The 19,817-nt window shown below is 64.5% G+C and carries 14 protein-coding genes and 1 tRNA gene; 3 read left to right on the top strand and 12 right to left on the bottom strand.

Going from position 1 to position 19,817, the window contains the following annotated elements:
- Positions 1-11: 11 nt before the first annotated feature.
- The 4 genes from C7401_RS19465 to C7401_RS19450 all read right to left on the bottom strand — a co-directional run bounded on the left by C7401_RS19465 (position 12) and on the right by C7401_RS19450 (position 4,720).
- On the bottom strand, positions 12-1,463 hold the full coding sequence (locus C7401_RS19465) for an aldehyde dehydrogenase family protein (RefSeq protein ID WP_112173027.1): 1,452 nt from the start codon (positions 1,461-1,463) through the stop codon (positions 12-14).
- A gap of 48 nt (positions 1,464-1,511) precedes the next feature.
- Positions 1,512-2,567 carry an alcohol dehydrogenase catalytic domain-containing protein gene (locus tag C7401_RS19460; protein WP_112173026.1) on the bottom strand — a complete coding sequence of 352 codons (1,056 nt, stop codon included), beginning with the start codon at positions 2,565-2,567 and terminating at the stop codon, positions 1,512-1,514.
- On the bottom strand, positions 2,564-3,628 hold the full coding sequence (locus C7401_RS19455) for a Rieske 2Fe-2S domain-containing protein (RefSeq protein WP_112173025.1): 1,065 nt from the start codon (positions 3,626-3,628) through the stop codon (positions 2,564-2,566). Before C7401_RS19455 ends, C7401_RS19460 begins: the two co-directional genes overlap by 4 nt.
- A gap of 186 nt (positions 3,629-3,814) precedes the next feature.
- Positions 3,815-4,720: a helix-turn-helix transcriptional regulator gene (locus tag C7401_RS19450; RefSeq protein ID WP_146757951.1), complete on the bottom strand. Its 906-nt coding sequence runs from the start codon at positions 4,718-4,720 to the stop codon at positions 3,815-3,817.
- Positions 4,721-5,124: 404 nt separating this feature from the next.
- Between C7401_RS19450 and C7401_RS19445 the strand changes: the two genes are divergently transcribed.
- Positions 5,125-5,697 (top strand): GNAT family N-acetyltransferase, encoded by a 573-nt coding sequence (locus C7401_RS19445; protein ID WP_112173023.1) that lies wholly within the window; start codon positions 5,125-5,127, stop codon positions 5,695-5,697.
- Between the two features lie 277 nt (positions 5,698-5,974).
- Here C7401_RS19445 and C7401_RS19440 read toward each other — a convergent pair whose 3' ends face one another.
- The 8 genes from C7401_RS19440 to fdnG form a co-directional block, all read right to left on the bottom strand.
- Positions 5,975-6,442: a DUF4440 domain-containing protein gene (locus tag C7401_RS19440; protein ID WP_112173022.1), complete on the bottom strand. Its 468-nt coding sequence runs from the start codon at positions 6,440-6,442 to the stop codon at positions 5,975-5,977.
- A gap of 1,077 nt (positions 6,443-7,519) precedes the next feature.
- A tRNA-Sec gene (locus C7401_RS19435) sits at positions 7,520-7,615 on the bottom strand.
- A 36-nt stretch (positions 7,616-7,651) separates the two neighbouring features.
- Positions 7,652-9,571 (bottom strand): selenocysteine-specific translation elongation factor, encoded by a 1,920-nt coding sequence (gene selB / locus C7401_RS19430; RefSeq protein WP_112173021.1) that lies wholly within the window; start codon positions 9,569-9,571, stop codon positions 7,652-7,654.
- Complete coding sequence (gene selA, locus C7401_RS19425) at positions 9,568-11,034, bottom strand: L-seryl-tRNA(Sec) selenium transferase (protein WP_112173020.1); 1,467 nt, start codon at positions 11,032-11,034, stop codon at positions 9,568-9,570. Before selA ends, selB begins: the two co-directional genes overlap by 4 nt.
- Before the next feature lie 15 nt (positions 11,035-11,049).
- Complete coding sequence (gene fdhE, locus C7401_RS19420) at positions 11,050-11,982, bottom strand: formate dehydrogenase accessory protein FdhE (RefSeq protein WP_112173019.1); 933 nt, start codon at positions 11,980-11,982, stop codon at positions 11,050-11,052.
- Between the two features lie 112 nt (positions 11,983-12,094).
- Positions 12,095-12,721 carry a formate dehydrogenase subunit gamma gene (locus C7401_RS19415; protein WP_112173018.1) on the bottom strand — a complete coding sequence of 209 codons (627 nt, stop codon included), beginning with the start codon at positions 12,719-12,721 and terminating at the stop codon, positions 12,095-12,097.
- Positions 12,708-13,646 (bottom strand): formate dehydrogenase subunit beta, encoded by a 939-nt coding sequence (gene fdxH, locus C7401_RS19410; RefSeq protein WP_112173017.1) that lies wholly within the window; start codon positions 13,644-13,646, stop codon positions 12,708-12,710. Before fdxH ends, C7401_RS19415 begins: the two co-directional genes overlap by 14 nt.
- A gap of 12 nt (positions 13,647-13,658) precedes the next feature.
- The gene (gene fdnG / locus C7401_RS19405; protein WP_146757950.1) at positions 13,659-16,730 is read right to left on the bottom strand and encodes a formate dehydrogenase-N subunit alpha; all 3,072 of its coding nucleotides are present in this window, start codon (positions 16,728-16,730) and stop codon (positions 13,659-13,661) included.
- A 183-nt stretch (positions 16,731-16,913) separates the two neighbouring features.
- Between fdnG and C7401_RS19395 the strand changes: the two genes are divergently transcribed.
- Both C7401_RS19395 and C7401_RS19390 read left to right on the top strand, forming a co-directional pair.
- Positions 16,914-18,323: a YihY/virulence factor BrkB family protein gene (locus tag C7401_RS19395; RefSeq protein ID WP_112173014.1), complete on the top strand. Its 1,410-nt coding sequence runs from the start codon at positions 16,914-16,916 to the stop codon at positions 18,321-18,323.
- Between the two features lie 219 nt (positions 18,324-18,542).
- Positions 18,543-19,733 (top strand): porin, encoded by a 1,191-nt coding sequence (locus tag C7401_RS19390; protein WP_112173013.1) that lies wholly within the window; start codon positions 18,543-18,545, stop codon positions 19,731-19,733.
- Positions 19,734-19,817 lie beyond the last annotated feature (84 nt).

The raw sequence follows: 19,817 nt of genomic DNA, 5'->3' as shown, positions 1-19,817 counted from the left end.
ACGTGAGCGGCTCACGAAGGCACGTAGATCGCCGCGGGCTGCATGAAGTCGCGCAGCCCGCCAAGCCCGAACTGCTGGCCGATTCCCGACGATTTCGCGCCGCCGAACGGCACTAGCGGATCGACACCCACGTGGCGATTGATCCAGACCGTGCCCGCGACGAGCTGGCGCGCCATGGCCTCCGCCGCGCCCAGGTCCTCGCCCCACACCGAAGCGCCCAGGCCGAATTCCCCCGCGTTCGCGCGCTGCACGGCTTCCTCGTCGGTCTGGTAAGACAGTATCGGCAGAACCGGCCCGAAGGTCTCCTGATCGACAAGCCGCGTGCCTTCGGCGAGACCCGCCACGACCGTGGGCTCGATGAAGTAGCCGCACCCTTCGCGAGCGTAACCGCCCGTGAGGACGCGGGCCTTGGGATCGGCGCGCACATCGCGCAGCACCGCCTTCACCGACTCGAACTGCGCGAGGTTCTGGACCGGCCCCATCGCCGTTGCCGGATCGAAGCCGTCGCCGACGACGAGGCTTGCCGCCTGTTCGCACAGCAGCGCAGCCAGCCGGTCATGCAGGCTTTCGTGGACATAGAGCCGCTTGATCGCCATGCACACCTGGCCGCTGTTGACGAAGGCCGCCGCAAACAATTGCGGCGCGATGCGTTCGATATCAGCGTCTTCCCGGACGATCGCGGCATCGTTGCCGCCTAGCTCGAGCGTCAACCGCTTGAGCCGGCCGGCGGCTGACGCCATGACACGCCGCCCCGTGGGCACCGATCCGGTGAACGAGATCTTGGCGATGTCCGGATGGGTGGCGATCGCTTCGCCGATCTCGTTGCCCCCGCCGATAATATTCAGGACTCCGGATGGAAAGAGGTCGCGGGCCAGCTCGCCGAGACGCAACGTCGCCAGCGGCGTATAGGGCGAAGGCTTCAGGACCACCGTATTGCCGGCGTAGAGCGCGTGCGTGATCTTGGGCACCGCGAGGCCCACCGGCACATTCCAGGGCGCGATCGCGCCGACCACGCCCAGTGGATGAAAACGGAAATACACCTTGCCCCGCGCGTCGGCGCGCAACACTTCATCGCCGAGTTCAATGCCGATCACGGCTTCCAGCAGCGACGCCGCGCGCTCGATTTCGCCCCTCGCCAGGGTGAGCGGCCGCCCTTGCTCCAGCGTGACGAGCGCGCCCAGCTCCGCTGCATGGCTTCGCAGCAAGTCGGCGAACGCCTTCAGGCGCGTGCGCCGCTCGTCGAACGAGGTTTGCGCCCACGCCTTCTGCGCGCGCAGTGCGGCCGCGACGGCGTGTTCGAGCTGCGCGCGCGAAGCCTGCGGACTGCTGCCGCAGGCCTCGCCGGTCGCCGGATTGATGACGCCCGCGTGCACCGCCGAATCGACCAGCTCTCCGTCGATCAAATGCCTGACCGGATGCGCGGCAAGATGCGCCATCACGGCCTGAGCCGAATTCCATTGCATGAGTTTTCTCGCATCAAGGGCGGGCCCGATGGCACCGGGCCCGCCGGTTCATTCGCCAGCCATCGCCAGAATGCGGCCGACAACCTTGCCTGCGCCCAGTGCACCGAGCGCGTCGTTGATCCGGGACATCGGATAGGTTCCGATGGGCACCTGAAGCAGCGGTTCGCGTTGCAGCAAGGCAAGCAAGTCGCGCATTTCCTGCAAGGTTCCGACGTAGGAGCCTTTGAGCGCGATGTTGCGCATCGGCAGCAGCGCGGTAGAGAGCGACAACGCCCCGCCGAAGAGACCCACTACGACGACCGTGCCGCCGCGCCCGACGACGCTCACGCCCAGTTCCGTGGTTTGCGGCGAGCCGACAAAGTCGATCACGGCGCGTATGCCGGCCGGCGCCGCAGCACGCAGCGCGGCCATCGCATCGGCTTGCCGCAGATCGAACGTGCCCGCCGCGCCCGCACGCGACGCCTGTGCCAGCTTGTCGTCGTCGATGTCGGCCACGAGAATGCGGGCGGCGGTCATGCCCTTCGCGAGGCCAAGTGCGGCAAGGCCTAATCCGCCCGCGCCGATCAGGAGCAGGCTGTCGTCGGCTTCGAGATCCGGCAGCTTGCGCAGCGCACTGTACGCGGTCAACCCCGAGCACGCGCAGGTGGCGGCGAGCAGCGGATCGAGCGAGCCGTAGTCGAGCACGTAACGGTCATGCGGCACGAGCACGTGGTCGGCATAGCCGCCACGACGGCGGGTGCCCAGCGCCGCGCCGAAATCGCAGTCGAGCTCACGCCCGGCGTGACAGGCGCGGCACTGGCCGCAGCCCTGCCACGGATACACCACGCAGCGCGAACCAACGGCTACGCGAGCGTCCGGACCGGCGGCGGCCACGGTACCCACGATTTCATGGCCCATCGTGAACGGCAGTTCGACGCCCACGCTCTCGAAGCTCACCTTGCGGCCGTTGCCCAGGTCGAGGGCGCCGGTCTGGATGTGAAGGTCGCTATGGCAGACGCCGCACGCCTCGATCTTGACGAGAACCTGCGTTCCGGCTGGAACGGGTGTCTCACGCAGTTGCATTTGCAGCGGCCGTCCCCATTCGACGATGTCGTAGCTCTTCATGCGAGCGCCCCTTCGGCCGCCGGCGGCGCGTGCGACGCTTGCGCCTCGCGGCTCAGCATGGCGTCGAGCATGCGCCGCACGCGCAGCAACGTGCCGTCCGCGGCAATGGCGGCCATCGGCGCGCCCGGGGCCGCCGCAATCGACCGTTGCTGCGCCTCGATGATCTCGCGGTCCTCGTGAAACGCATGGGCGACTTGCGCCGTCAACCTGCGCGTCAGATCGGGCGCCGTGGAGCGAAAATCATTGTGTGCGGTGGACCAGAAATAATGCGTCGACTGCGCATCGCGCGGGGTCAGTGCGATGAATGTATGCAGCTTGATGGTGGAGGGGTCGGCGCTCTCGTATCCCTCGCCGACCGGTGCGATCACCGAATCCTGGACGAAGTAATTGCCGCGCACGTGCCAGACGTAGAAGTTGAAGCGGTCGACGCGCTCAGCGAGCGCACCCAGTTCGCGCGCGAAAGGCGGCGGCGGGCTATCGGGCGTCGTGAAGCGAACCGTGACGGACTCGTCGTCGAACGTCACCTCGGGCCGCACGCTACCTTGCTTGCGCGTGCCGATCGATTTGTTGTGGACGAAGCCGAGATGCGAGAAGTCGAGAAGATTATCGGCAATGAGCTGAACGTTCGAATCGTAGTGGATATAGCCGCCTCGCTCGGCGCTCCAGTTCGCGCAATCGTGCCAGTGCGCGTCGGGGATCGCCGCCGCAGCCGCGTTTTCGGGCAGCCCCATCCACACCCAGATCAGACGGTCCCGTTCGACGACCGGGTAGCTTCGAACGCACAGCCGCTCGGGAACGCGCTCCTGCCCCGGCACCTCGACACACCGCCCGCTCGCGTCGAACACCAGACCGTGATACATGCAACGCACGCGATTGCCCTCGCGCTGCCCCTTTGACAATGGCGCGTGCCGATGGCAGCAGCGGTCTTCCAGCGCGACGATCGCGCCATCGTCGCCGCGGAAAAAAACCAGATCGTCGCCCAGCAAGCGCCTGGGCAGCAGGGTATCCCCAGCCACTTCGGCATCCCATCCGGCGACATACCATGCGTTTCGCAGGAACATTTCATCTCGCAGGAACATTTCGTCTCCCCTTCTCTTCCACAACAGGAATGCGCGCATGCAGCGACGCCACGTAACGTCGGCGACGCCGCCTTGCGCGCTCGTAATGGGAAGACTCTAGGGAAAATGGGGGCGCACGTCTGTCCCCCGCACGGGCTACGGACAATCCCCGACCTTGGGGTGACGCCGTCAGGACAGACGCAGCGCGCCAGAGCCGCTCCATGCGTGCCACAGCCGCATGTACTCGACAACGAGTTCGCGTTGCGAAGCCACGCCGAGCCGTCGATAAGCGCGCTGGCAATAGCTCCGCGCCGTTTCCGTGCTGATGCCGAGCGCTTTCCCGGTCTCCGCGAGCGTGACGCCGAAGGCGAGGCGCGCGCAAACCTGCCTTTCGCGCAACGGCATCGAAAGCGCCTCCGCGAAGCAGCGTTCGGCGCATGCCAGGGACTCGAACGCCTCCACGGGCGAGCGGCGCGCCGACACGCACAGCCAGTGCCGGTCGATCAATGCCATCAACAGCGGCATCGACGACATCAGCCGATCGGCCTCCGCCTCGGCGAATGGTGCGCTCCGTTCCCAGCGAAGCAGGCTCAGCGCGAACGTGCCGTTGCGCTCCTTGCTGCACACGAGGATGCGGTCGACGAGATGAGAGTAGACCGTAGCTTTCAGTTCGCTCTCGGCAAGATCGGAGACCCTCAGGCGCGTCGCCACGCGGCCCTCGTGAAGCAGCCGCACTTTCGCAAGGGTCAACGCGGGATCGCTTTGCCAGAGCTGGCCCTGCGCATAGTGGCCGATGCGCACGAGAGACCCGAACCGGGCCGCGTCGCTAAAGGCGACGACATCGACGCCATCGCGCCGAAGAGAGAAACTCGAGCAGTAATCGACCGGACAAATCCGCTGAACATACGCATAAAGTTGCGAGCCGAATTCCGGGGTGCCCAAACGGCTGACGACCTCCACGAGGTCGTTGCCATCTTCAGTCGCTGCATTCATCGCGTCTCCCGCACCGAGTGATGTTCGGCGTTGCGTCTGGTGTCTGCCGGTATTATGCGGTCTTTGCTCTTCGGCTCCACGTCCCGCCTCTCCCTCGTGCACTGCACTCTATTGGATCCACCCGCGCATGAGGCATCAACTGCGATTCGGCGACAAACGTTGCATTAGCCGCGGTTTCCAAATCGGCGCGGCCAATCTCCCGCCTGATACGAGGCGCCTGCGCGCCTGGGGGAGAAGCGCCACACTCGAAAGACAGACTCCAATTGCTTCGCGCCTCCGCTTTGGGCCGATTTCCACCGGTCGCCATGCACTATGGAGATCGGTGTTCCGTGCAAATCGGATGTTTCTGTGGCCGGCCAATATCGGCCGCTGCTCATCACCGCAGCATGGTCATTCGAGCGGCCGTTCCGCACCGAAAGGAGTCTTCGACGGCCGTCGGACTTTACACCCTCCACAGCGAATACTGCGGTTGTACAATCCGCGAGTCGCGAACAAACTCCGCTGCCATGCTGAAAATCAGTCCTCCGACGTTGAGCGATGCCGATGCGCTACTGGCATTCGAGGTCGAAAACCGTGCCTACTTCGAGCAATGGATTAACGCTCGCGCCAACGACTACTACAGCGCTTCCGCCGTTCGCAAAGCGATAGGAGCAGCAACGAGCGATAGGGACGGCGATCGAGCCTATCAGTACCTCGTTTGGCTCGACGATACGATCGTCGGCAGAATCAATCTTGTCAGCATTACTCGCCCATATTTCAACAAGGCGACGCTTGGATATCGCATAGGAGAGCACTTTGCCGGACGTGGCTATGCATCTCAAGCCGTTAAGCTTGCGATGGATATTGCCGCAAGGGAGCTGAATTTGTCGCGAGTCGAGGCAATTGTGCGGCCTCAAAACATCGGGTCGATGCGTGTCCTGGAACGAAACGGGTTCGTGGCGTTTGGACGAGCCAGCAGGGCCATGCATCTTCATGGCGAATGGCATGACCTCGTCTATTTCGAATGCCATTTCGACGAGCCGGGAGCGGCGCCTGCGACAGGTCCAGGGAAGGCTGCGGGGACGCCCAAGTCGATCTAGTCGTTTTGCGACAGATGATAAGCAAAGCGCCAATTTTTACGCAGCCGAATCACCGTCATCGCCCAAAGACGCGACAATCCACGCGACTCTGTAGTGGGGCCGCTTCGGATCGATTTCGGGCGACCGCATCGGGCAGCAGGCGGTCAGTTCCTGACGCTCGCTTTCGCGACTCCATGTCATCCAAGGTCCGGCCCCAGACATCACAAGCGTGCTACACGTATGCGCCCCCAACGTATCGCTCGCGCCCTGTCGAACGCGCCCACCCCGCGAATCGCGTTCAATCGCCTTCAGGCATCTTCGACGAGTGATGGCTGGTGATCAGCCAACTGTGTCCATTCCACCCGTAGGTAAACGTGTAGCGCGCCTTGACCACGGTACCGTCCGCGTACTTGAACGTGTACAGCCCCGCGTCGATGGCGCTATTGCATTCAACCATGACAAAGCGGAAATCGATGGTACCGACTGGTTTGTGCTCAAGGAAATGTCTGAAGTAGTCCTCCTTTTCTTCGACGGTCAAACGCGGTTTGTTCGATACGGTCGGCAGCAGGATCGAACGCGGTGCATAGTTCGCCGCGACCTTCGCCGGGTCGCCGGTCTTCAGCGAATCGTTCCAGCGGTCGAAGAGTGAAGCGATCTGCTTCTCCGATGCGGGGTGGCAGGCTTCGGTTTTCGCGAGCGCGTTCCCATGGACGGCAACACCGAGCACGACAGCAACCGCGCACGACCTCGACAGGCATGTTTGCATGATTCACCTCGTCTGGATAATGAAAGGCCCTCAACACCGTGCGTTCGCTGCGATCGCTATGGGCTGGCTTGTTCCAGTCCGAGCCCGGATCGAACGAGCTCTACGCTTGGCGCTCTCGCCACGCGCTCTGCTCCGAAGGTGGGCAACCCGCGTTGTATCTCGCGCTACCCGGCGTCAAGCGGTTTCGCCATCCGGGACGCTGTGAGTTCGCTGTCGTCGCCTGGCAGGGTGGCGATAGCCGCCGCAAGTCGCTCTCTGCCGAAGGGGGCCGCGAGCTTTTCCGGTTGTCATCATCGGCGGGAGTTGCGCTACCAGACGACCCGCTTGTACAACCTGCTTGTACGCGCTGTCCGGCAACGGTGCACGGATCAGGTTAGGCGTGTGAAGCCGGGGGGGATATCGGACGAAAGTCCGATAGGTCGCTGTTACCGCCTTACAGCCGCGAAAGCACCTGCGGAAATGGGCGGTTAGCTTTCGTCAGCACCGGACTTTGGTCCGATTGTGCAAACACTTACAACCGGCCAGCCAGGAAAAGGCGCCGTCGAAGCAAGCGCGATGGATCTGGAACGGCCACTGGTGAGGTCGTTATGAAACGTCATATGCCCTTCACTGCAAAGGGCGCTCCTCTGTCGCATCAATGCCCGGCCGCAGCGCATCCAGACGAAGTCGTGCAGCGAGTGCCACCCAAGCGACCTGCTCCGATTGTCGTAATCTCAGCGATACTGCCTGGCGCCTGCGGGGGCGACAAGTGAGCGCACCAGTCAGGAAGTCCGAAAAGAAAACCTGTGTCGAATACAAGGGAAACGCCAGGTTCGAGTCGGGCGAAGAACAGGAACACAACGACGAGCGCAACAATGACAATTTCAACGAAAGCGGCCAATAACGTCATTGGCCTCAACGCTGATGCCGCCTAAATCACGCACAAAGCTAGTGGAGAGAAATAGTGAGGCGTGGCATCTGAGACGACACCGTGTCCGGGTGTTCACCGTGACGAGAAGTGATCGCGTCGCACATGACATTCATTGATCAAATCCACAGGGGGCGGCGGCGGATTCAAAGCGCAACTGCATCAATGATTGGCGGAAGGCAGCCAGAGTCGAACTGACCCGGGAGCGGCTGACGCCCCCAACCGGGTTTGAAGCCCGGCCGTACCACCCGATACGAATGCCTTCCTTCGAGCAACTCAACCGTGATCGTAAGCCGATGCGCCTACAACCACTCGCGCATACGGCTATCGAGCCGCAACACATGCAGATCGCGCTGAAAGCGAGTATATCCAACGCGATCGAAGAACTCCAGAATCTGGATCGCGCGCTTGCGGCCCAGCGCAGTGGCATCGCGAAACGCGGCGGCGCTCACCGCGCCGCCCTGCTCTGTGGTGATTCGCGCCACGATGCGCGCCAGCGTTTGCACGGTGTCGCGATCGTAAAAGAGATCGCGCACGACCTGATACACCATGCCGAGCCGCGCGAGCTTGCGCAGTAACGCACGCACCTTTTCTTCAGGTTGCCGCGCTTCACGCGCAAGATCGCGCACCCACGGCGCGTCGAAACGGCCCTGCGCGATCAACGGCAAAAGCCGCGCCGCAAGCGCCTCGTCTTCGGCATCGAGCGTCACCGCGTGCGAAGGTAAATGCAACCACGGCCCGCTTCTCGCCACGCGCCCTTCGGCCACGAGCGCCTCGATCGCGGCTCGCCACACGGCATCGCTCACGAGCGGCGCCGCCATGCGGCGCAGGCGCGCCGCGTCCGGGCCTTGCTCATCGGGCGAGCGCGCGTGAAAGTCGGCAAGCACTTCGACAATGCGCCCCGTGAGCGTCGTCCAGTGCGCACGCGCGATCACCGCGCCTTCGTCGTCGCGTCCTTGCGGGGCGATCGCAACGGCGTCGGCGGGCAGGTCGAGCGCGGCGTCGGCGTAGCCCGTCAACTGCATCAACGTCGCACGCGCGATGCCGCGCGGCGCCTGTGCGATGAGCGGCGCAAGGCGTCCTTCGTCGAGCCACACTCGCAACGCATCGAGCCACGCGCGACGCTCCGGCGTGCGACGCCGCCTCGAAGGGCCGAACGGATCGAGCACGCGCCCGCCGCCCACCGTCCGGCTCGCCTGCGCATTGCGCACGATGAAGCGGTCGCCGGGCAACGCATGCAATGGCGCGTCGAATACGAGTTGCGCGCGTGCGCGGCCGCCCGGCGCGAGCGTTTCCCCTTCGAGCAGCGCCACATTCGCCACGCGGTGCGTCGTGCCGAGATGCACGTGAAGCGGCGACCAGTGCTGCAACGTAAGGCCCGAATCGTCGAGCAGCTGCAATTCGACGTCCAGGCGCACGGCAGCCTGGGCGAGCCGCGCATCGACAATCCAGTCGCCGCGCGCAATCTGCTCCTTGTCGATGCCCGCAAGATTGAGCGCGCAACGCTCACCCGCATGGCCCGCCTGCACCGCGCGATTCTGGGCATGCAGGCCGCGCACGCGCACGGGCGCGCCGGCGGGCGCGAGCACGAGCGCGTCTCCCGCTTGCACGCGTCCCGCGAATACGGTGCCCGTCACCACGGTGCCCTGTCCCGTCAACGTGAACACGCGATCCACCGCGAGGCGAAAGAGGCCGTCGTCGCGCCGCGCCCGCCAGGTGCTCGCCCGCTCGCGCAACCAGGCGTCGAGGCGCGCCACGCCTTCGTCTTGCGGCTGCGTCGCCTGGGTTTCAAAAACCGGTGCGTCCGCAAGCATCGTATCGGCGAGCCATGTGGCGATCTCGGCGCGCACGGCGTCGAGACGCGCCGCATCCACGCGGTCGGTCTTGGTCAACGCGATGGCGCCCTGCTGCACGCCGAGCAACTGGAGGATGGCGAAATGCTCGCGCGTTTGCGGCATCACGCCGTCGTCGGCCGCGATCACGAGCAAGGCGAAGTCGATGCCGCACGCGCCCGCCGCCATCGTGTGCACGAGTTTTTCGTGGCCGGGCACGTCGATGAAACCCAGCACGTCGCCGTTGGCGAGCGGCAGGTACGCGTAGCCGAGTTCGATCGAAATGCCCCGCGCCTTCTCTTCTTTCAGACGGTCGGTGTCCACGCCGGTGAGCGCGCGAACCAGCGTCGTCTTGCCATGATCGATATGCCCCGCCGTGCCGACGATCACAGGCGCAGCTCCGCCAGTTGCGCGACGAACGCCGCTTCGTCAGCGGGTTCGAGACAGCGCAGGTCCAGCCGCAAGGCGTCGTCGGCAATGCGGCCGATCACGGGCCGCGTCAGCCCGCGCAACGCGCGTTCGAGCTTGAGCAGCGCGCGGCCGCTGCCGCCCTTGCCCGCGTGGCGCACCACGAGTCCGCTGCTTGGCAGCACGTCCACAGGCAGTGCGCCGCTGCCGATCTGGCTGAACATCGGCTCGACGCTCGCGGCATACGCTTCGCCCAATGCGCGCTGCAACGCGGGCAGCGCGCGCTGCGCGGCTTCGTGCATGTGCGCGGCGGGACGCGTGAGCAGGCGCAGCGTCGTGAGCCGTTCCTGCAAGAATTCGGGCGCCTGATAGAGCCGCAGCACCGGTTCGAGCGCCGCGAGCGTGAGCTTGCCCACGCGCAGTGCGCGCTTGAGCGGATGCTTTTTGATCCTGGCGATCAGCTCCTTGCGCCCGACAATCAGCCCGGCCTGCGGTCCGCCCAGCAGCTTGTCGCCGCTGAAGGTCACGAGGTCCGCACCCGCTTCAACGGTCGCGCGCACCGTGGGCTCCGCAGGCAGCCCCCATTGCGCAAGATCGACGAGCGTCCCGCTGCCCAGATCGACGGCCACCGGCAGGCCATGCTGCCGCGCAAGCGGCGCGAGTGCGTCCAGCTCGACGCTTTTCGTGAAGCCACTGATCGCATAGTTGCTGCAATGGACTTTCATCAGCAGCGCCGTGCGCGCATTGATAGCCGCTTCGTAGTCCTTCAGATGCGTGCGGTTGGTCGTGCCGATTTCACGCAGGCGCGCGCCCGCACGGCTCATGATGTCGGGAATACGAAACGCCCCGCCGATCTCGACCAGCTCGCCGCGCGAAACAACGACCTCCTTGCGCGAGGCGAGTGCGCTGAGCAGCAACAACACCGCTGCCGCGTTGTTGTTGACGACAGTAGCGGCCTCGGCCCCGGTCAGTTCGCAGATGAGCGAATCGATCAGGTCGTCGCGGTCGCCGCGTTTGCCGCTTGCGAGATCGAATTCGAGGTTCGCGGGTTGCGTGAGCGCCTGCACCACGGCCTGAACGGCTTCGTCAGGCAACAGCGCGCGGCCGAGATTCGTGTGCAGCACCGTGCCCGTGAGATTGAACACCGGACGAAGCCGGCTTTGTGCGCGCTCCGCAAGGCGTAGCGTGACGGCAGCCAGCACGCGCTCCAAAGAAAATGGTTCGCTATCCTGATCGACAGGCTTCAGCACGCCTGCCTGCGCGTCGCGCCGCCAGGCGTCCTGCGTCGCGCGTATCGCGGCCAGCACCTGCGTGCGGCCATACTGTGCGATCAGCGCTTGCGCGTCCGGCGAGGCGATCACGCGCTCCACCGCCGGCATCTTCGCGAGCAGCGCATTGAGCGCGCGCGCATCGTGTTCCGTTGCCTGGCCCACGGTTTCACTCATATCGCGCGGGTCTCCTCACTGGTCGCCGGGCACTTCGGGCCAGAGCAAGGGGTTCGGGCTCGCGCGGCGGTAGCCCGCGTCGCTCATCAGCAAGTCGAGCGTGAGGCTCGCGAGGTCGTCGGCGAGCGGCTCGAAGTCCATGTCCTTCTCCAGATAGCCGATCTTGCGATACGTATGGCACTCGTCGCACGATTCGGCCTTGAGCGCGGGATTGCCGCCGTCGATGCCCTGATAGGCGATGCCCTTGGTCGAATCGCAGTTCGTGCACTTCACGCGCACCACGTGCGCCTCGGTGCCGCACAGGCCGCATTGCGTATAACGATAGCCCTGGTACGCGCCGCCAATGCGCACGATGCTCGCAACGGGCGGCGAGCCGCATACGGGGCACACGCCCGGCGCATCGACATAGGGCACGTCGCGTATGTCGATGCGGCTCGCGAGATCGGTCCACACCACCTGTAGCGCGGCCATGATGAACGGCGCGGTGGCCGGCGCGATTTCCGTGTAGCGCTGCGCGAGGATCGCGTCGGCCTGGGCTTCGAGTTGCGCTTCGTCCATCGCGCGCAGCGTGTCCAGCACGTTCGCGAGCGCGGGCGTCACCGCACCCGCGGCTTCCACGCGATCGGCAAGCCGATAAAGCACGCTGCGCCATTGCGGATCGCGCTCACCGGAAAGCGCGGGCAGGATCGGCATGGAATGGCGTTGCGCGTTGGCGATGTCCTCGCGCGAAGGCATGGGCGCGCTGTAGTGTTCGAGCGCGTGCTGCTGCGCGTCCACCAGCGCCGCCATCAGGCGTACGTAGCCGCCAATCGGGTTGTGGTCGGCGAGGCGCCGCAAGCGCGCGGCGCGCGTGCTGAAATGCGCGGCGCGCTCGGGCAGGCGGATGCGGGGTATCGCCGAGGGGTCGAGCGCCTGAATCTGCTCGGGGTCGAGAGTGCGTTGCGTCACGACGGGGGTGCTCCAGTACGCTCCACCAAAGAAAAAACCGCCGCGCCCTGCCGGGCCGGCGGTTTGCCGCAAGCGCCGGCGCCTGCATGGCGCGCGGCGCGCTGCCTGTGTGCTATTTGATGCTCTCGCGGAACCAGCGCGGATGATGCTTTCTCGCCCAGCCCCAGGTGACGTAGCCGCGCGTCATCGCACCGATCGAGCCCTTCACCCACAGGGCCGCGTAGATATGGACGATGATGCCGCATATCAGCACGAAAGCCGCCACCGCGTGCACCAACGAAGAGAGCCGGATCATCTCGATCGGGAAATACAGCGAGAAATATCGCCGCCAGATCACGATGCCGCTCACGAGCAACAGCACGAGGCAAACCACCATCACGAAGAATAACAGCTTCTGTCCCGCATTGTAGCGGCCGATCTCGGGCAGTTTGTCCTCGCGATTGTTCAGCACATCGCCCATCTGCTTCATCCACTGGATGTCGTCCTTGTCCAGATAGTTGTGATGCCAGAAGCGCAGCGCAAGGATCAGGAACGAAACGAACATCACGATGCCGATGAACGGATGCAGAATGCGCGTCCACTGCCCGCCGCCCAGCACCGCATAGAGAAACGACATCGACGGATGAAACATCGCGAGACCCGAGAGCGCGAGCAGAATGAAGCTGATCGCGGTAATCCAGTGATTGCTGCGCTCGTTGGGCGTATAGCGCTGGATCAGTTGCGGTTCATCGTCTTTCATCGTTGCGCTCCTCGGGCGGTTCGCCACGCATGCGCCGCGCCTCGTCGCGCGCGGCAACTTCATCTTCTTCCGTCACTTCGTTCGGGCCGATCCGCGTGTAGTGGAAGAAACCGGCCAGCGCCGTGAGCGCCATGATGCCTAGCGCAATCGGTTTGGCCGCGCCCTTCCAGAGCCGCACCATCGGGCTGATGCGCGGGCGATCAGGCAGCCCGTGATAGAGCGAGGGCTGATCGGCGTGATGCAGCACGTACATCACGTGCGTACCGCTCACGCCTGGCGGATCGTAAAGCCCGGCGTTTTCGAAACCACGCTCCTTGAGGTCCACGATGCGCTCGGCCGCGTGCTGCTTCATGTCTTCCTTGGTGCCGAACACGATCGCGCCCGTCGGGCAGGTCTTCACGCACGCGGGTTCCTGCCCCACAGCCACGCGGTCGGAGCAGAGCGTGCACTTGTAGACGCGCCGGTCCTTCTGCGAAAGGCGTGGAATATTGAACGGGCAACCCGTGATGCAAAAGCCGCAGCCAATGCACTTTTCCTCGTGGAAATCCACGATGCCGTTCGTGTACTGCACGATCGCGCCCGGCGAAGGACACGCCTTCAAACAGCCCGGGTCCTCGCAGTGCATGCAGCCGTCCTTGCGGATCAGCCATTCGAGGTTGCCGTCCGGATTCTCGTATTCGGAGAATCGCATCACGGTCCACGAGTGCTCGGTGAGATCGTGCGGGTTGTCGTAGACGCCCGTATTGACGCCGATTTCGTCGCGCAGATCGTTCCACTCCATGCACGCGGTCTGGCAGGCCTTGCAGCCAATGCACTTGGTCACGTCGATGAGCTTCGCGACCTCGCCCGTGACCGGTTCGCGCACGCCGGGTGGCGGCGTGGTGGTGGCCGAAAGGCGCTTGATGTCGAGTGATTGAAATGCCATGGTTCGCGCCCCCTATGCCTTTTCGACTTTCACGAGGAACGACTTGAACTCGGGTGTCTGCGAATTGCCGTCGCCCACGGGTGGCGTGAGCGTATTCGTCAGATAACCCGGTTTCGTGAGCCCCTTGAAGCCCCAGTGCAGCGGCACGCCAACGGTATGCACGGTCTTGCCTTCGATGGTGAGCGGCTTGATGCGCTTGGTGACCACGGCCACAGCAATCAGATAGCCCCGATTGCTCGACACCTTCACGCGCTCGCCCGCCACCACGCCCACTTCCTTCGCAAGCGCCTCGCCGATCTCCACGAACTGCTGCGGCTGGATGATCGCGTTCAGCCGCGCGTGCTTCGTCCAGAAGTGGAAATGCTCGGTGAGCCGGTAGGTGGTCGCCACATGCGGAAACTGCTGCGCGGTCCCGAAGGTCTTGCGGTCGTCGGGGAACACGCGCGCCGCCGGATTGCTCGTGGCAAGCGGATTGTTCGGATGGAACGGGTTGTAGCCGAGCGGGTTCTCAAACGGTTCGTAGTGCTCAGGGAACGGACCTTCGTTCATGCCGTCGCGGGCGAAGAAGCGCGCCACACCCTCGGGGTTCATGATGAACGGCCCCATGCCCAGATCAGGCGCTTCGTCGGCCTTGTAGTCGGGAATGTCCGCGCCGGTCCACGCGCTGCCGTTCCAGGCAATCAGCTTGCGGGTGGGATCGAAAGGCTTGCCCGCCAGGTCGCACGAGGCGCGGTTGTAGAGCACGCGCCGGTTCGCGGGCCACGCCCAGGCCCAGTTGAGCGTCTGGCCGATGCCCGTGGGGTCGTCGTTGTCGCGCCGGCCCATCTGGTTGCCCGCCTGGGTCCAAGCGCCGCAGAAGATCCAGCAGCCGCTCGCGGTCGTGCCGTCGTCCTTCAGTTGCGCGAAGGCCGAAAGCTGCTCGCCCTTCTTCACGAGCACCTTGGTGGGATCTTTCGCATCTGTCTGGTCGGCGAGCGCACGGCCGTTGTACTCCTTCGCCAGTTCTTCCGGCGTCGGGCTCGCGGGATCCGAATACGGCCAGTCGAGCTTGACGATCGGATCGGGCAGCTTGCCGCCGTCCTTCTGGTACGCCGCGCGCATGCGCAGGAAAAGGCCCGACATGATTTCGAGGTCGCTCTTCGCTTCGCCCGGCGGCTCCGCGCCCTTCCAGTGCCATTGCAGCACGCGGCTCGAACTCACGAGCGAGCCGTTTTCCTCCGCGAAACACGTGGTGGGCAGACGGAACACCTCGGTCTGGATCGCAGTCGGGTCGACGTCGTTATAGTCGCCGTACTTCTTCCAGAACTCGGACGTTTCGATGGCGAGCGGGTCCATGATCACGAGCCACTTGAGCTTGCTGAGCGCGGAGACCGTCTTGGCCTTGTCCGGCGCGGACGCAAGCACGTTGAAGCCCTGGCAGATATAGCCGTTGACCTTGCCCTGATTCATCAGCTCGATGGTCTGCAACAGGTCGTACGGCTTGTCGAGCTTGGGCAGCCAGTCGTAGCCCCAGTTGTTGTCCTTCGTGGCCGCATCGCCCCACCACGACTTCATGAAGCTCACGAAGAAGGCGCCGTAGTTCTTCCAGTAGCTCAGTTGATTCGGCCGCATGGGCTGCGCGGCGCGCTTCTTGATGTACTCGCCGTAGTCCTGCTCCGCTTCGAACGGCAGCGTCATGTAGCCCGTGAGCAGGTTCGACATGAGCCCGAGGTCGGTCAGCCCCTGGATGTTCGAGTGGCCGCGCAGCGCGTTCATGCCGCCGCCCGCGATGCCGATATTGCCGAGCAGCAGCTGCACCATCGCGCCGGTGCGGATATTCTGCGAGCCGATCGAGTGATGGGTCCAGCCGAGCGCGTACATGATCGTGCCCGCGCGGCCGGGCTCGGCCGTGGTCGCGAGCATTTCGCACACCTTGAGGAATTTGTCCTTCGGCGTGCCGCAGACCTTCTCCACCATTTCCGGTGTATAGCGCGAGTAATGCTGCTTGAGCAGTTGATACACGCAGCGCGGGTTCTGCAACGTGTCGTCGGTCTTCACGAAACCGTCGTCGCCGAGCTCGTAATTCCACGACGACTTGTCCGGATACGCATGCTTCTGCGGATCGTAGCCCGAGAAGATGCCGTCGTTGAACGCGTAGTCCTCGCGCACGATGAACGAGAAGTCCGTGTAGTTCTTCACGTACTCGTGCTGGATCTTGTCGTTGGTGAGCAAATAGTTGATCACCGCGCCAAGGAAGGCGACGTCCGTGCCGGTGCGGATCGGCGCGTAGTAGTCCGCGACCGATGCCGTGCGCGTGAAGCGCGGGTCCACCACGATGAGCCGCGCCTTGCGGTGCGCCTTCGCCTCCGTGACCCACTTGAAGCCGCACGGATGCGCCTCGGCCGCATTGCCGCCCATCACCAGAATCACGTCCGCATTGCGAATGTCGACCCAATGGTTCGTCATCGCACCACGGCCAAACGTCGGGGCAAGACCTGCCACCGTCGGGCCGTGTCAGACACGCGCCTGGTTGTCGAATGCGAGCAGGCCCATGCTGCGGGCCACTTTGTGCGTGAGATAGCCGACTTCGTTGCTGCCCGCCGAAGCGGCCAGCATGCCCGTGGTCAACCAGCGGTTCACGGTCTTGCCGTCGTCGGTCTTCTCGACGAAATTCGCGTCGCGATCTTCCTTCATCAGCTTCGCGATGCGATCGAGCGCCTCATCCCACGACATGCGCTTCCATTCGTTCGTGCCGGCCGCCCGGTACTCGGGATACTTGAGGCGGCTCTCGCTATGAATGAAATCGATCAGGCTCGCGCCCTTCGGGCACAGCGTGCCGCGATTGACGGGGTGATCGGGATCGCCCTCGATATGGATGATGCTCGTCGTCGCGTTTTTCGCGCCATCGCCGAGACCGTACATGAGGATTCCGCAACCGACCGAGCAATACGGGCAGGTGTTGCGGGTTTCAGTGGTGCGCGCCAGTTTGTATTGTCGGACCTCGGCAAGCGCGTTGTCGGGTGCGAAACCCATCAACGCGAGGCTGGAACCCGCCAGCGACGTTGCCGTGACCTTGAGGAACTGGCGCCGGGACATCTGAAGCATGATTCGTCCTCGGCTCTGATTGTGGGTTTTTTCAGTATAAGACGTTTTGGGCGACGGATCGCGCTGGATGTTCGCGAGCGTCGCGCGCGCAGCGCGGGCTCGTCCGGGAACCACGCTTGCTAATATTGACTGGCGAATCAGCCATCTTTGTGACGAAAACGAACCACCGCGGGGCGCGCCACCATGTCAACGCTTTCCACCGAACGACTCCAGTCCGCCGCCCGCAAGGAAGCGTCGTGGGTGGTGGGCGCGCTGCGCCAGTTCATCGCCAACCGCTGTCCGTCGCTCGCGGCCAGCATCGCGTTCTATTCGGCGTTCTCGCTCGCGCCCACGCTCGTGATGGTGATCGCGGTGGCGGGCTGGTTCTTCGGCGACGACGCCGCGCGCGGCGAGCTGTTCCGCCAGGTCCACAACGTGCTTGGCGACGACGCCGCCGCAGGGATCACCACCATCGTGCAGAACGCGCACCGGGCGGGCGGCAAGGGCGGCGTCGCGGCGATCATCTCGCTCGCCCTGCTCGTGATCGGCGCTTCCGCAACCTTCTCGTCGCTCAATACCGCGCTGAACATCGTCTGGCCGCCGGACGGGCAGCGGCCCTCCAGCGTGTTCGCGCTCGTGCGCGTGCGGCTCATTTCGTTCAGCCTCGTACTGGGAGTCGCCTTCCTGCTGATCGTCTCGCTCGTGCTCGACACGGCGATCACGTTCGTCGGCCAGTGGATCTGGGGCAATTCTCCCTATGTGATCATCGGCAACCTGCTACAGCTCGTGGTGGGCCTGATCGTGCTCGCCGTCGCGTTCGGCGCGCTGCTGCGCTTTCTGCCCGACGCCGACGTGCGCTGGCGCGACGCGATGGTGGGCGGCATTGTCGCGGCGGTGCTGTTCTCGGCGGGCAAGAAGCTGTTCGCGCTCTATCTGGCGCACGCGGGCATGGCGACGGCCTTCGGCGCGGCCGGCTCGCTCGCGGTGCTGCTCATGTGGCTGTATTTCTCGGCGGCGGTGCTGTTGCTCGGCGCGGAATTCTCGGCCGCGCGCGGGCGCATGCACGACCCGCGCGGCGCGTGGGGTTTCCTTGAGGAAACACCGCCCGGCAGCCGCGCGAAGCTGGCCTCGGTGCTGGCTGCCTCCACCATTGCGCCGGTGCTGGAAGCGCGCCAGGCGGCCGCACGGCCGGCTGCCGCGCCACCTGCTGCCGTGCCGATCGGAAACACCGCGAGCGCCAGTGTGGCTGCGCCTGCGCCGTATGCGGCCGCTGTTTTGGCAGACAAATCGACACTATCGGAAACTCCGCTCAGCGCAATCGGGCGCGCGAGCGCCCACGGCGGCGAGTTCGGCCGGTTGAAAACGGGTCTTCAGATCCGCCGCTCGGTCGTGCGCATGGAGGACAGCGCCACCTATGCGGCCGCGCTGACGCTGGTCCAGGCGGGCCGCACGGTCGCCGCCGCCGACCGCTATGTGAAGCGCCATCCGTGGGGTTCGGTGCTGATCGTGGCGAGCGCGGCGCTCGCCATGACGGCCGCCGCGGGACGTCGCCAGGTGGCGGAATCCGGGGCTCTCGGGCAAGCCGCCAAAGGCCGCGGCAAGGCCAAAAAATAACGCGCGTTTACGGAACTTTTATCAAAAATAACAATAATGTTCGATCAACAATCCAATATTTCTAAAAGCGACATAATCGACGGAGGCCCCGCCTGACAAGGCATTGTGGCCGGTGTCAGCTTTTCGCGACAAACTTTTTTTTTCAGTTCTAGTCGATTGGCCGCCTGCGTTATTCTCCATCGCGCAACAACTAAACAATCTCTGCGTGGAGAAAACAGAATGAAACGAGTCGCTCTCTCGACCCTCTCGGTGGCCCTGTTGGCCGCAGCCGGTGCCGCGCACGCTCAAAGCAGCGTGACCCTCTATGGTGTGATCGACGAATCGATCCAGTTCGCGCACAACACCGGCCCGGTCGGTGGCGCAGCCGGCAGTGACAACTTCTGGGGCCTCGCTGGCGGCAACCTGTCGGGCAACCGCTGGGGCCTGAAGGGCACGGAAGATCTCGGCGCAGGCCTGAAGGCGATTTTCCAATTGGAAAACGGCTTTGACATCAACAACGGCACGCTCGGCCAGGGCGGCAAGATGTTCGGCCGTCAGGCATTCGTCGGCCTGTCGCACGACCAGTACGGCACGATCACCCTCGGCCGCCAGTACGACCCGCTGGTCGACATGGTTCAGCCGCTGACCGCCGACAACTACTTCGGCAGCACGTTCGCAACGCCGGGCGACATCGACAACAACGACAACAGCTCGCGTACGAACAACGCAATCAAGTACGTTTCGCCGAGCCTGCAAGGCTTCCAGTTCGAAGGCATGTACGCGCTGGGCGGCGTGGCTGGTGCAACCGGTTCGGGTCAGAGCTGGGGCGCGGCTGCTACGTACGGCATCGGTTCGTTCAACGTCGCCGGCGGTTACTTCCGCATGGACAACGCCTCGTCGCTGGCATCGCGTACGTCGGACGGCGTGGTTGGCTGGTCGTCGGCTGCAACGTCGGGCGCCGTGTTCGACAACCAGATCACCGCCGGCTACGCTTCGGCCAAGTCGATCGGTACGGCTTCGATTGCTGCTCAATACGTCGCAGGTCCGTTCACGTTCGGCGCACGTTACAGCAACGTTCAGTTCAAGTCGGACGGCTACTCGACGTTCGGTTCGACGGAGCGCTACAACATCGCTGCCGGCTTCCTCGGCTATCAGCTGAACCCGGCCCTGCTGCTCGGCCTCGGCTACACGTACACGCACGGCGCTGGCGACACGTCGGCTACGTACAACCAGGTTTCGATCGGCGCGGACTACAACCTGTCGAAGCGCACCGACCTGTACGCTGTTGCCGCATACCAGCACGCCAACGGCACGCAGCGCAACGCGGACGGCACGACGTCGGTCGCCGGCGCGGCAATCGGCTCGTACAGCTACAACTCGTCGACGAGCTCGCAAGAACTGGTCAGCCTGGGCATCCGCCACAAGTTCTAAGCAACGCATTGCACCGGGCTTCGGCCCGGCGCCGCAACCGGCTGACGAGCCATTGCGGCGATGCGAGCGAGACCACGCAGCTAA

It is taken from the genome of Paraburkholderia unamae (assembly GCF_003268775.1).
Classification (GTDB): domain Bacteria; phylum Pseudomonadota; class Gammaproteobacteria; order Burkholderiales; family Burkholderiaceae; genus Paraburkholderia; species Paraburkholderia unamae.
Note: the sequence above shows the minus strand (reverse complement) of the source record. Positions and strands in the feature narration are given on the sequence as shown.

Excerpts from the sequence above, each read along its gene's own strand:
- fdxH (WP_112173017.1), bottom strand. The coding sequence starts at position 13,646 with ATGGCATTTCAATCACTCGACATCAAGCGCCTTTCGGCCACCACCACG.
- C7401_RS19465 (WP_112173027.1), bottom strand. The coding sequence starts at position 1,463 with ATGCAATGGAATTCGGCTCAGGCCGTGATGGCGCATCTTGCCGCGCAT.
- C7401_RS19455 (WP_112173025.1), bottom strand. The coding sequence starts at position 3,628 with ATGTTCCTGCGAAACGCATGGTATGTCGCCGGATGGGATGCCGAAGTG.
- C7401_RS19395 (WP_112173014.1), top strand. The coding sequence starts at position 16,914 with ATGTCAACGCTTTCCACCGAACGACTCCAGTCCGCCGCCCGCAAGGAA.
- C7401_RS19390 (WP_112173013.1), top strand. The coding sequence starts at position 18,543 with ATGAAACGAGTCGCTCTCTCGACCCTCTCGGTGGCCCTGTTGGCCGCA.
- C7401_RS19460 (WP_112173026.1), bottom strand. The coding sequence starts at position 2,567 with ATGAAGAGCTACGACATCGTCGAATGGGGACGGCCGCTGCAAATGCAA.
- selA (WP_112173020.1), bottom strand. The coding sequence starts at position 11,034 with ATGAGTGAAACCGTGGGCCAGGCAACGGAACACGATGCGCGCGCGCTC.
- C7401_RS19445 (WP_112173023.1), top strand. The coding sequence starts at position 5,125 with ATGCTGAAAATCAGTCCTCCGACGTTGAGCGATGCCGATGCGCTACTG.
- C7401_RS19440 (WP_112173022.1), bottom strand. The coding sequence starts at position 6,442 with ATGCAAACATGCCTGTCGAGGTCGTGCGCGGTTGCTGTCGTGCTCGGT.
- C7401_RS19415 (WP_112173018.1), bottom strand. The coding sequence starts at position 12,721 with ATGAAAGACGATGAACCGCAACTGATCCAGCGCTATACGCCCAACGAG.